This is a genomic window from Agromyces seonyuensis, from assembly GCF_009789225.1.
In the GTDB taxonomy this organism is placed as follows: domain Bacteria; phylum Actinomycetota; class Actinomycetes; order Actinomycetales; family Microbacteriaceae; genus Agromyces; species Agromyces seonyuensis.
The window spans coordinates 1-11,653 of record NZ_WSTA01000041.1 but is presented as its reverse complement, the minus strand read 5'-3'; the positions used below and the strand labels follow the sequence as shown (position 1 = coordinate 11,653).

Below are 11,653 nucleotides of genomic sequence, written 5' to 3'. Positions count from 1 at the left end.
TCCGCGCACGCCGCGCGGTCGCGCCGCCCGAAGGGCAGCCGAACAGGATAGCGGACCGGGGGCGGACACGGAGAACGGCCCCGCCCGGTGGTCGGACCGGCTTCGCCGGTCGTCCTTCGGATGGGGCCGTCTCGTGGGCAGTCTGCCGGAGACGCGCCGGAACGCCGGCGCGTCCCGGCGCTCCTGCTGCCGCCTTGCTGAGGGAAGCGCGTCGCGGCTCCGCCGCGCCGCGCTGACCCTCAGCCGTCAGCGCGTGTAGTTGGGCGCCTCGACGACGAACTGCACGTCGTGCGGGTGCGATTCCTTGAGGCCGGCGGGCGTGATGCGGACGAACCGCCCCTTCGACTTCAGCTCGTCGACCGTGCGGGCACCGACGTAGAACATCGACTGGCGCAGGCCGCCGACGAGCTGGTACGCCACCGCGCCGACCGGGCCGCGGTAGGCCACCTGGCCCTCGATGCCCTCGGGGATGAGCTTGTCGTCGTTGGGGACGTCGGCCTGGAAGTAGCGGTCCTTCGAGTAGGACGTCTTCTTGCCGCGCGTCTGGAGGGCGCCGAGCGAGCCCATGCCGCGGTACGCCTTGAACTGCTTGCCGTTCTGGAAGACGAGGTCGCCGGGGCTCTCCGCGGTGCCGGCGAGCAGCGAACCGAGCATGACCGAGTCGGCGCCAGCGACGAGCGCCTTGGCGATGTCGCCCGAGTACTGGAGGCCGCCGTCCGCGATGACCGGGACGCCCGCCGCACGGGCCGCCTTCGCGGCCTCGTAGACCGCCGTGATCTGGGGCACGCCGACGCCGGCGACGACGCGCGTGGTGCAGATCGAGCCCGGGCCGACGCCGACCTTGACGGCGTCCACGCCCGCCTCGACGAGCGCCTGGGCGCCCTCGCGGGTCGCGACGTTGCCGCCGATCACGTCGACGCCGGCGAAGGCCGGGTCGGACTTCAGCCGGCGCACGATGTCGAGCACGCCCGCGCTCTCGCCGTTGGCCGTGTCGACGACGAGGACGTCGACGCCCGCGTCGAGGAGCGCGCCCGCTCGGTTCCACGCGTCGCCGAAGAAGCCCATCGCGGCGCCGACGCGGAGACGGCCCTGCTCGTCCTTGGTGGCGAGCGGGTACTCCTCGGCCTTGTCGAAGTCCTTGACGGTGATGAGGCCCGTCAGGCGACCGGCCTCGTCGACGAGGGGCAGCTTCTCGATCTTGTGCTGGGCGAAGATCGCGACGGCCTCGTCCGGGTCCATGCCGACGCGGCCCGTGATGAGCGGCATCTTGGTCATGACCTCGGAGACCTTGGTGGTCGACTTCTCGAAGTTCGACACGAAGCGCATGTCGCGGTTCGTGATGATGCCGACGAGGATGCCCGCGTCGTCGATGACGGGCAGGCCCGAGACGCGGTAGGTCGCGCAGAGCGCGTCGACCTCTGCGACGCTCGCGTCCGGCGTCGTCGTGACCGGGTTGGAGACCATGCCCGATTCGGAGCGCTTCACGCGGTCGACCTGGTCGGCCTGGTCCTCGATCGAGAGGTTGCGGTGCAGGATCCCGATGCCGCCCTGGCGCGCCATGGCGATCGCCATGCGGGTCTCGGTGACCGTGTCCATCGCCGCGGAGAGCAGCGGTACCGCGATGCGGATGCGCTTCGTAAGCCGCGTGGAGGTGTCGGCCTCGCTCGGGATGACGTCGGTATGACCGGGAAGCAGCAGCACGTCGTCGTACGTCAGTCCTACAAGTCCGAAGGGGTCTGCCTGGTCCATGTCATCCTCTCGTGGAGTCGTCCCGCCGCGCGGAAGCGCGTGAATCGCCTCTCAATGTTAAGCGGGCGGGCTCCGAGTGCATTCCCCATGGGCTGCGAGCGGCCTGTGAGCGGCCCGGATGGCCGGTCACGATTGCATTCCGGTCGGCCTCCGACCCCGGGGTACGAAATGCCCATGACACAGTACGCTTCATACACTCTCAGTCACGGGCGACGAGACACACGTCGTCCGCGTTGTCCCGACCTGGAGGTTTCGTGAGGTCCCCAACCCCCGCCATTGCTCCGCCGCGCCCGAAAAAGGCCGGCCGAGCATCCGTATTGATCGGCGCGATCGTCGCCGCATTCCTTCTCGCCCTGGCGCTGCCGACCGCAGCCACCGCGGCAGACGGCGACCCGTACCGCATCAGCGGCAACGTCCAACTCGACGGCGAACCCCTCGAGGGCGTCCGCCTCGTCATCGACGGCCCCGGCGGTGAGCAGGAGGTCGAAACCGACGAGGCCGGCCAGTGGCGCGTCTCCGTGCCCGAGAAGAACGAGACGTACACCGTCACGCTCGACGAGGAGACCCTCCCCGAGGGCATCGCGGTCATCGACCCCGAGGACGACTCCCCCAACGAGAAGGAGGCCGAAGTCGGCGCCGGCGGTCGGGTGACCGTCAACTTCTTCATCGGCGAGGGCGAGCGCAACGTCACGAGCTTCGGCGCGCAGCTCTTCCAGCGCATCTTCCAGGGCATCAGCTTCGGCCTCATGCTCGGCCTCGCGGCCGTCGGCCTCTCGCTCGTGTTCGGCACGACGGGCATCTCCAACTTCGCCCACGGCGAGATGGTGACCTTCGGCGCCGTGATCACCTCGGCGCTCGTGGGCACCGGCGCGACGCTCCTGCTGCCCCTCTGGCTCGCCATCCCGATCGCGATCGTGCTGAGCGGCGTGTTCGGATACGTGCTCGACCTGATCCTGTGGCGGCCCCTGCGCAAGAAGGGCGTCGGCGTCGTCCAGCTGATGATCGTCTCCATCGGCCTCTCGCTCGCGCTGCGCTACACGTACCAGTTCTTCATCGGCGGCGGCACGACCCAGCTCCCCTACGCGACCGCGGAGAAGTTCCCGATCTTCGGCGGCCTCGTCAGCGTGAGCTGGATCGACCTCGCCACGATCGCGATCTGCATCATCGTCATCGTCGCGTTCGCGCTCTGGTTGACGTACTCGCGCATCGGCAAGGCGACCCGCGCGATCAGCGACAACCCGTCGCTCGCGTCGGCTTCGGGCATCGACGTCGACCACGTCGTCCGGATCGTCTGGATCGTCTCCGCCGCCCTCGCGGGCCTCGCGGGCATCCTCTACGCCTACTACCGCCCGGGTCTCAAGTGGGACATGGGCGCGCAGGTGCTGCTGCTGATCTTCGCCGCCGTCACCCTCGGCGGTCTCGGCACGGCCTACGGCGCCCTCGTCGGAGCCCTCATCGTGGGCATCCTCGTCGAGGTGTCCTCGCTGTGGATCCCGGCCGACCTGAAGTACGCGGGCGCCCTCGTCGTGCTCATCGTCATCCTGCTGTTCCGGCCCCAGGGCATCCTGGGCCGACGCGAGCGAATCGGATAGGGGCCCCATCATGGATTGGCTGCAGATTCTGTCCAACACCGGCGCCGCGATCCTGGCGCCGACGACGATCGCCTACGCGCTCGCCGCCCTCGGCCTCGCCGTGCACTTCGGCTTCGCCGGCCTGCTCAACATGGGCGTCGCCGGCTTCATGGCCCTCGGCGCCTACGGCTACGCGATCTCGATCCTCACGTTCGGCCTCCCCTGGTGGGCCGGCGCGCTCATCGGTCTCGGCGCCGCCGCGATCTTCGCGCTCATCCTCGGCATCCCGACACTGCGCCTGCGCGGCGACTACCTCGCGATCGTCACGATCGCGGCCGCCGAGGTGCTCCGACTGCTGTTCCTCACGACCACGTTCGACGAGGTCACCGGCTCCGCCGACGGCTTGAGCGGGTATCACGGCAGCTTCCGGGAGTCGAACCCGATTCCGGACGGCACGTACGGCTTCGGACCGTGGACCTACAACGAGAACGACTGGTGGGTGCGCATCATCGGCCTCATCACGCTCGCGGTCGCGACCTTCTTCGTGTGGCGCATCATCCACTCCCCGTGGGGCCGCGTGCTCAAGGGCATCCGCGAAGACGAGGACGCCGTGCGCGCGCTCGGCAAGAACGTCTTCTCCTACAAGATGCAGGCGCTCGTCCTCGGCGGCGTGCTCATCGCCGCGGGCGGTGTCGTCTACGCGCTGCCCTCGGCCGTCAACCCGGGCATCTACGTGACCTCGCTCACGTTCTTCGTCTGGACCGGCCTCCTCCTCGGCGGCGCGGCGACGGTCTTCGGGCCGCTGCTCGGTTCGCTGCTCTACTGGATCGTCTTCACGTTCCTCGGCAACGTGCTCCCCGCGCTCGCCCAGTCGGGCATCCTGCCCATCACGGGCATCCAGGCCGGCACCCTGCGCTACATCCTCATCGGCGTCGCGCTCATGCTGCTGGTGATCTTCCGACCGCAGGGAATCCTCGGCAACAAGAAGGAGCTGACCTTTGTCAAGTGAGATCCCCGCTCCGGACACGCCGGAGACGAACGCCGCCCCGCCGACCGCGTCGACGCCCCGCGCCAAGACGACCGGCCTGCACGTCGGCGACGCCGCACCCGGCGTCGCCAAGGTCGACCCGATCATCGTGGCCGATGGCGTGCGCCGCACGTTCGGCGGCCTCACGGCCGTCGACGTCGACCACCTCGAGATCCCCCGCGGCGCCATCACGGCGCTCATCGGCCCGAACGGCGCCGGCAAGACGACGCTGTTCAACCTGCTGACCGGCTTCGACCGGCCCAACGAGGGTTCCTGGACCTTCGACGGCAAGTCGCTGTCGGGCGTGCCGGCCTTCAAGGTCGCCCGTATGGGCCAGGTGCGCACCTTCCAGCTCACCAAGGCCCTCGGCCTGCTCACCGTGCTCGAGAACATGAAGCTCGGTGCGACGGGCCAGCGCGGCGAGCGCTTCTGGCAGAGCCTCATCCCCGCGATGTGGCGCAAGCAGGACACCGAGCTCGAGACCCGCGCCATGGAGCTGCTCACGAAGTTCAAGCTCGACGCCAAGGCGGGCGACTTCGCGGCGAGCCTCTCCGGCGGTCAGCGCAAGCTCCTCGAGATGGCGCGCGCGCTCATGAGCGACCCGAAGCTCGTCATGCTCGACGAGCCGATGGCCGGGGTGAACCCGGCCCTCACGCAGTCGCTGCTCGAGCACATCCTCGACCTGAAGGAAGAGGGCATGACCGTGCTGTTCGTCGAGCACGACATGCACATGGTCCGGCACATCGCCGACTGGGTCGTCGTCATGGCCGAGGGCCGCGTGGTCGCCGAAGGCGACCCGTACTCGGTCATGCAGGACCCGGCCGTCATCGACGCGTACCTCGGCGCGCACCAGGAGCTCGACCTCGGCGTCGTCACCGGTCGCGTCCCCGCGCCCGAGGGCGCGGAGTCGAGCGCCTCCGCCGAGGCGCTCGAGGATCTGCTCGAGGAGATCCAGGCCGAGCAGGCCGCGGACGAGGAGGAAACCAAGTGAGCAGCACCGCACCCGCCCCCGTCCCCGCCGGTTCGCCGGCGGCGGAGCCCGTCGTCGTCGTCAGCGACCTGCACGCGGGGTACCTGCCCGGCGTCAACATCCTGAACGGCGCGAACCTCACCGCGGCCAAGGGCGAGCTCATCGGCATCATCGGCCCGAACGGCGCCGGCAAGTCGACGCTCCTCAAGGCGATCTTCGGCCAGGTCCACGTGCGCTCGGGGTCGATCACGCTCGAGGGCGACACCATCACCGGCCTCAAGGCGAACAAGCTCGTCGCCCGCGGCGTCGGGTTCATCCCCCAGACGAACAACGTGTTCCCCTCGCTCACCATCGAGGAGAACCTGCAGATGGGCCTCTACCAGCGCCCGAAGGCCTACGACGAGCGCCTCGAGTTCGTCACGGGCATCTTCGCGGAGCTCGGCAAGCGGCTCAAGCAGCGCGCGGGGTCCCTCTCCGGCGGCGAGCGCCAGATGGTCGCCATGGGCCGTGCGCTCATGATGGACCCGAAGGTGCTCCTGCTCGACGAGCCGAGCGCCGGCCTCTCGCCGGTGCGCCAGGACGAGGCGTTCATCCGCGTCTCGGAGATCAACAAGGCGGGCGTGACCTGCATCATGGTCGAGCAGAACGCCCGGCGATGCCTGCAGATCTGCGACCGCGGGTACGTGCTCGACCAGGGCCGCGACGCCTACACCGGCAGCGGACGCGAGCTCCTCCAGGATCCGAAGGTCACCGAGCTCTACCTGGGCACCCTCGGCCAGGACTGATCCCGGCTGCGGTCCCGCCCGCACGAACGGCCCCTCGCAGCTCCGGCTGCGGGGGGCCGTTTCCGTATGTCCGGGTTCGGCCGGCAGGCGGGCGTGCGCCGTCGTTCCGGATGCCTCGGGCGCCGGGATGTCTGGGGTCGCGGTTATGCGGGGCCCCGGCGCGCCTCGGTGCCGCCCGAAGCCGGATCAGCGCCGCGCAGGGCCACGCTGAGGCCACGCAGTAGCGGCTCGCAGCCCGCAATCCGCCCGCGGCCCGCAGCCACCCCCAGCAGCCGCGCAGCCGCCCCCACAGTCGGCACAGCCGTCCCCCGCAGCCGCGCAGCAGCCCTGCGGTGCCCGCAAGCACCCCGCGGCAGTGGCGCACCCGGCCCGCAGCGCCCCGCCGCGCGGAAGGTCCGCTCAGAGGAGGGCGTGTCCATCCGGGTTCCACGGGCGCGCTGCTCCCCCGACGCCGTGCAGAGCGAAGCAGCCCGCTCGGTCATCCGTTCGTAGCGCGCTTCGCCCCGCCTCGGCGGACGACGCACGGCGCGGTCCGGCTGCACGGAGCGCCGTGACGGGGACTCGGACCCGGAGTCCCTCACTCGTCGCCGGCGGCGTCGCCCGCCGCCTCGGAGCCCGACCCCGGGCACGACGAAGCGGCCCCCGGTTCCGAAGAACCGGGGGCCGCTCCTGGACGTCAGTGCGTCAGTTCACGCGCTGCGTGATCAGCCCTCGTAGGCGGCGTAGGTGTTGTCGTCGCCGTACTCGTAGATGCCGATCGACGCCTCGGTCGGGTCGCCGACCTCGTCGAACGTGATGGGGCCCGAGATGCCGTCGTAGTCGGCGGTGCCGCCGTCCACGATGATCGCGGCGCACTCGGCGTAGGTCGAGCACTTCTCGCCGTCGCCGGAGCCGCCGGAGACTTCCTGCAGCTTCGCGGCGATCTCGGTGCCGTCGGTCGAGCCGGCGGCGAGGGACGCGAGGGCGAGGAGGATGGTGGCGTCGTAGGACTCGGCCGCGTAGCTGTAGTCCTCGAGGGGCTCTTCGCCCTCAGCGGCGAGGAACTCGTCCAGCGCGCCGGTGAAGTCGGAGATCGAGTCGATCGTCAGGCCCGGGAGGGTGCCCTTCGAACCGGTCAGCGAACCGGCGGGGAAGCCGGCGTCCGCGAAGTTCTTCAGGTTGCCGTCGACGAAGTAGAGCTTGTCGGCGGGGAACTGGCCGAAGAGGCTCGGGAGGATCGTCGAGACCTCGTCGAACGTGATCAGGGCGATCGCGTCGGGGTCGGCCGCGAGGACCTCGCTGATCTGGGCGTCGAACGACGTGTCGCCGGTGTTGTAGGTCGGAGCGGCGACGACCTCGCCGCCGGCGGCCTCGAACGCCTCGGTCACGTACTTCGCCAGGCCGGTGCCGTACGAGTCGTTGAGGACGATCATGCCGAGCGTCTGGTTGCCGTCTTCGGCGATCAGGTTGCCGAGGACCTCGCCCTGGAGCGTGTCGGACGGGGCCGTGCGGAAGTACAGGCCGTTGTCGTCGTAGGTCGTGAACGCGTCGGACGTGTTGGCCGGCGAGAACTGGATGACGCCAGCGCCGACGACCTGGTCGATGAACTGGAGCGAGGTGCCCGAGGACGCGGCGCCGATGATGGCGGAGACGTCTTCGCCGAGGAGGCGCGGGATCTCGGACTCGTAGGCCTTGTTGTCGGTGTCGCCCGAGTCGCCGAAGACGACCTCGAGGTCGAGACCGGTGTCGGCCGTGGCCGCGTTGATCTCCGACAGCGCGTACTTGACGCCGGCCTCTTCGGGCGGGCCGAGGAAGGCGAGGTTGCCGGTCTGGGGCAGCGCGGTGCCGATCTTGAGGCTGAGGTCTTCGACGGCCGCGGGGGCGTCGGACTCGGCGGGGCTGTCGCTGGTCGCGCAGGCGGTGAGGAGCAGCAGGCTCGAAGCGGCGAGCGCCACTCCTGCAACCGCTCCGCGACGCCGGGCCGTGGGCTTGGCCAGAACGCTCATGATTCTCCTTGGGACTGAAGGATTCTTGGTTCGGGTATGCGGACGTGGGGACACGTCCTCAACCAGTGCGTCCGAGAGTATGGTCCGAAATCGACCGAAACAAGTCGTGCCGATCACAAGCGTGTAACACGGCCGAATCGTTACCTGAGCGTCACCGAACGCAGCGAATCGGACGTCAGGCGGGCTCGGCGTGCAACGAATCCGCGACTCGGCCGGACCGACGTGCGCGCAGCACCATATCCGTCGTCAGGATGACGAGGGCGACCCAGATGAGGCCGAAGCCGACCCAGCGCTCGGGCGGCATCGGCTCGCCGAGCACCAGCACGCCGACGAGGAACTGCAGCACCGGGGCGAAGAACTGCACGAAACCCATCGCGGTCAAGGGGAGCCGACGGCTGCCTGCGGCGAAGAGCAGCAGCGGCACCGCCGTGATGACGCCCGTGCCCGCCATGAGGGCGGTGTGCACCGGGCTCACGGTGCCCGTCGTGAGCCCGACGGTCACGCCGACGGCGATGAGCTCGGCGATTGCGACGGGCACGAGCCAGGCCGTCTCGAGGGTCAGCCCGGACACCGCATCGACCTTTGGGCCGACGCGCTTCTTGATGAGCCCGTAGAAGCCGAACGAGAACGCGAGCACGAGGGCGATCCAGGGAAGCTGGCCGTAGGCGACGGTGAGCACGACGATGGCCAGGATGCTGACGCCCACCGCCGTCCACTGGACCTTGTTGAGCCGTTCCCGGAGCACGATCACGCCGAGGAACACCGTCACGACCGGATTGATGAAGTAGCCGAGCGCGGCCTCGAGCACGTGCCCGGAGAGCGCCGCGAAGACGTACGTCTGCCAATTCACGAAGATGAGGACGCCGGCGAGCCCCATCGTCAGCACCGTCCGCCGGTCGCGCAGCAGTCGGCCCATCCGGCGCCAGGTGCGCGTGACGCTCAGCAGGATGACGCAGAAGACGAGCGAGAAGAGGATGCGGGCCGCGACGATCTCGAACGGCCCGGTCGGCGCGAGCGCCAGGAAGTAGAGCGGGAGGAGCCCCCAGAGGCCGTAGGCGCCGACCGCGTACGCGTACCCGGCCCGTTCGGAGTTCGCGGGGACGGAGCCGGTTTCAGGTGCCACCAGAGCAGGCTAGTCCCGCCCGCGGACGCCGACGCCGGTGCGAAAGGGTCGTGCACCGTCGAGAAAGCGCCGCTCGGGTCATCCGGAGACGACGAAGGCCGGCGCCCCGAGCAGGGAGCCGGCCTTCGGAAGCCGTGAGCGGCAGGTCAGCGGACGACGACCGCGAGCACGTCGCGGGCAGAGAGGACGAGGAAGTCCTCGCCGCCGAACTTGACCTCGGTGCCGCCGTACTTCGAGTAGATGACCTTGTCGCCGACCGCGACGTCGAGCGGGACGCGGTTGCCGTTGTCGTCGATGCGACCCGGGCCGACCGCCACGACCTCGCCCTCCTGGGGCTTCTCCTTGGCGGTGTCGGGGATGACGAGGCCCGACGCGGTGGTCTGCTCGGCCTCGACCTGCTTGATGACGATGCGATCCTCGAGCGGCTTGATGGAAACCGACACGGTTGACCTCTTTCTCGGTGAAGTACGGTTAGCAGCCTCAGAACGAGAGTGCTAACCGAAAGTCTAGGACCCTTCTGGCACTCGTGCAACGCGAGTGCCAGCGGTGTGACGCACTGCGACCGGACCGGGACGGGCGGACGGCGGCGGAAGCGCGCGGCGCGCGCTGCTAGCGTGGGGCGGTGGATCGCGCCGAGCTCGTCGAATTGCTCTCCCCCCAGGGACTCTCCCTGCTCGACTCGCTGCCGGAGTGGCACTCGGACGACGACGTCGTGCGCACGGTCTCCGATCTGCGCAAGGCCGGCCACTCCCCCGCGCTCGTCGCCGCGGTGCTCAACCAGTCGAAGCTGCGCACGAAGGCGCGCGCGAAGTTCGGCGAGTTCGCCGATCGGATGCTCTTCACCGAGCCCGGCCTCGAGCAGGCCACCCGCCTCCGCGTCGCCGCGCTCCACGCGGGTCGGTTCGCTCGCGCCGGCATCCGCCACGTCGCCGACCTCGGGTGCGGCATCGGCGGCGACGCCCTCGCCCTCTCCGCCATCGGCCTCGAGGTCACCGCGGCCGACGCCGACGAGGTCACCGCGGCGATCGCCACCTTCAACCTGGCGCCGTTCGAGAAGACCCGCGTGGTGCACTCCCTCGCCGAGGACGTCCACCTCGGCGGCATCGACGGCGTCTGGCTCGACCCCGCCCGCCGGGTCGCGTCGGGCGGCCGCACGCGCCGCCTCGCGGATCCGGCCGACTACACCCCATCGCTCGACTTCGCGTTCGGCGTCGGCGCGGAGCGCGCCACGGGCGTGAAGCTCGGCCCCGGCACCGACCGCACGCTCATCCCCGCCGAGGCCGAGGCGCAGTGGATCTCCGTCGACGGCGACGTCGTCGAACTCGGCGTCTGGTTCGGCGCGGTGCGCCGGCCGGCCATCGGGCGCGCCGCCCTCGTCATCCGAGGCGACGAGGCACACGAGCTCACCGCACCGGCCGACAGCGCCGACGCCGAGATCGGACCGCTCGGCGAGTACCTCGCCGAACCGGACGGCGCCGTCATCCGGGCGCGTCTGATCGGCGAGCTCGCGGCCGGCCACGACGCCAGGATGCTCTCCGACGGCATCGCCTACCTCACCGCCGACCGCCCCATCGAATCCCCGTTCTCGCGCGGCTTCCGCGTGCTCGAGCGGCTGCCCGCAGAGGAGCGACGGCTCCGCATGGCCCTCGCCGAACGCGGGATCGGCACCCTCGAGATCAAGAAGCGCGGCGCCGACGTCGATCCCGCCGCGCTGCGCACCCGGCTCCGACTGAAGGGCGACGAGCGGGCGACCCTCGTGCTCACGCGGGAATCCGGGAAGCACGTCGCACTGCTCGTCGAGCGCCTCGACTGAGCCCGCGCGCGAGCGCCCCCGGCCTCAGGCCGGGAGGACGCCGAACGTGATCAGGTAGTAGCCCAGCCAGATCGCACTGAAGACGACGCCGACGACTCCCGCGTAGACGCCGAAGAGCGACGCGGTGCGACGCCCCTCCTCGCGGCGCAGTCCGAGCACGCCGAAGACGATCGCCGCGACCGAGATCGGGACCATCCAGCCGACGAACAGGGACGCGAGCACCCCGACGACGCCGAGCACGACGCCGACCGCCGAGTAGACGCGTCGCTGCTCCGACTCGTCGAGCGCGCCATCGGCCACCGTCTCGGGGGCGGGCCGCCCGACGATGAGGAGCTGGCCGGTCGCGAGCTGCTGGAGCCTCGCGGTGTCGGTCGAGCCGGCGTCGAACTCGAGGACCGCCGGGTCGGCCTGGAGGGTCGGTCCGCCGGGGCGGTAGCCGTCGAGCGCCTCCGGGACGACCGGCCGGAAGGGCTCGGCACCGGGGCGCGACAGCGCGGCGTCGCTCGAGGGAGGTCGTTGCGCGGTGGGCTGGGCGATGAATGGCGGCTGGGCGATGGGCGGCGCGGCCGCGGGAGGCGCGGCAGCGGGCCGCGCAACGGGCGGCGGCGCGGCCCGCTGCAGCGCCTCCCG

The 11,653-nt window shown here is 70.5% G+C and carries 9 protein-coding genes and 1 pseudogene; 5 read left to right on the top strand and 5 right to left on the bottom strand.

Annotation, left to right across the window (positions count from 1 at the left end):
• Positions 1-246: 246 nt before the first annotated feature.
• Positions 247-1,749, bottom strand: a complete 1,503-nt coding sequence (guaB, locus tag GB864_RS10180) for an IMP dehydrogenase (protein ID WP_160424665.1) — start codon at positions 1,747-1,749, stop codon at positions 247-249.
• A 317-nt stretch (positions 1,750-2,066) separates the two neighbouring features.
• Between guaB and GB864_RS10175 the strand changes: the two genes are divergently transcribed.
• Genes GB864_RS10175 through GB864_RS10160 form a run of 4 tightly spaced genes read left to right on the top strand, consistent with a single transcriptional unit; the run spans position 2,067 to position 6,102 of the window.
• Complete coding sequence (locus tag GB864_RS10175) at positions 2,067-3,341, top strand: ABC transporter permease subunit (RefSeq protein ID WP_202107139.1); 1,275 nt, start codon at positions 2,067-2,069, stop codon at positions 3,339-3,341.
• 10 nt (positions 3,342-3,351) lie between these two features.
• Positions 3,352-4,329 carry a branched-chain amino acid ABC transporter permease gene (locus GB864_RS10170; protein ID WP_160424663.1) on the top strand — a complete coding sequence of 326 codons (978 nt, stop codon included), beginning with the start codon at positions 3,352-3,354 and terminating at the stop codon, positions 4,327-4,329.
• The gene (locus GB864_RS10165; RefSeq protein WP_202107138.1) at positions 4,319-5,338 is read left to right on the top strand and encodes an ABC transporter ATP-binding protein; all 1,020 of its coding nucleotides are present in this window, start codon (positions 4,319-4,321) and stop codon (positions 5,336-5,338) included. The genes GB864_RS10170 and GB864_RS10165 overlap by 11 nt, the downstream gene beginning before the upstream one ends.
• Entirely contained in the window at positions 5,335-6,102 is a 768-nt protein-coding gene (locus tag GB864_RS10160; RefSeq protein WP_160424661.1) for an ATP-binding cassette domain-containing protein, read from the top strand. Before GB864_RS10165 ends, GB864_RS10160 begins: the two co-directional genes overlap by 4 nt.
• A gap of 704 nt (positions 6,103-6,806) precedes the next feature.
• Here the strand turns inward: GB864_RS10160 and GB864_RS10155 are convergent.
• From GB864_RS10155 to groES, 3 genes are all read right to left on the bottom strand, one after another.
• The gene (locus tag GB864_RS10155; RefSeq protein ID WP_160424659.1) at positions 6,807-8,087 is read right to left on the bottom strand and encodes an ABC transporter substrate-binding protein; all 1,281 of its coding nucleotides are present in this window, start codon (positions 8,085-8,087) and stop codon (positions 6,807-6,809) included.
• 175 nt (positions 8,088-8,262) lie between these two features.
• Entirely contained in the window at positions 8,263-9,210 is a 948-nt protein-coding gene (gene rarD, locus GB864_RS10150) for an EamA family transporter RarD (RefSeq protein WP_160424657.1), read from the bottom strand.
• A 146-nt stretch (positions 9,211-9,356) separates the two neighbouring features.
• The gene (gene groES, locus GB864_RS10145) at positions 9,357-9,653 is read right to left on the bottom strand and encodes a co-chaperone GroES (RefSeq protein ID WP_022889766.1); all 297 of its coding nucleotides are present in this window, start codon (positions 9,651-9,653) and stop codon (positions 9,357-9,359) included.
• A gap of 179 nt (positions 9,654-9,832) precedes the next feature.
• Here groES and GB864_RS10140 point away from each other — a divergent pair, with 179 nt between their 5' ends.
• Complete coding sequence (locus tag GB864_RS10140) at positions 9,833-11,023, top strand: THUMP-like domain-containing protein (RefSeq protein ID WP_160424655.1); 1,191 nt, start codon at positions 9,833-9,835, stop codon at positions 11,021-11,023.
• Between the two features lie 24 nt (positions 11,024-11,047).
• Here the strand turns inward: GB864_RS10140 and GB864_RS18180 are convergent.
• Positions 11,048-11,653: pseudogene (locus GB864_RS18180) on the bottom strand (hypothetical protein); the annotation flags it as partial.

What these genes read in the sequence shown, in the direction of transcription:
- guaB (WP_160424665.1), bottom strand. Translation starts at nt 1,749, where the DNA reads ATGGACCAGGCAGACCCCTTCGGACTTGTAGGACTGACGTACGACGAC.
- GB864_RS10170 (WP_160424663.1), top strand. Translation starts at nt 3,352, where the DNA reads ATGGATTGGCTGCAGATTCTGTCCAACACCGGCGCCGCGATCCTGGCG.
- GB864_RS10155 (WP_160424659.1), bottom strand. Translation starts at nt 8,087, where the DNA reads ATGAGCGTTCTGGCCAAGCCCACGGCCCGGCGTCGCGGAGCGGTTGCA.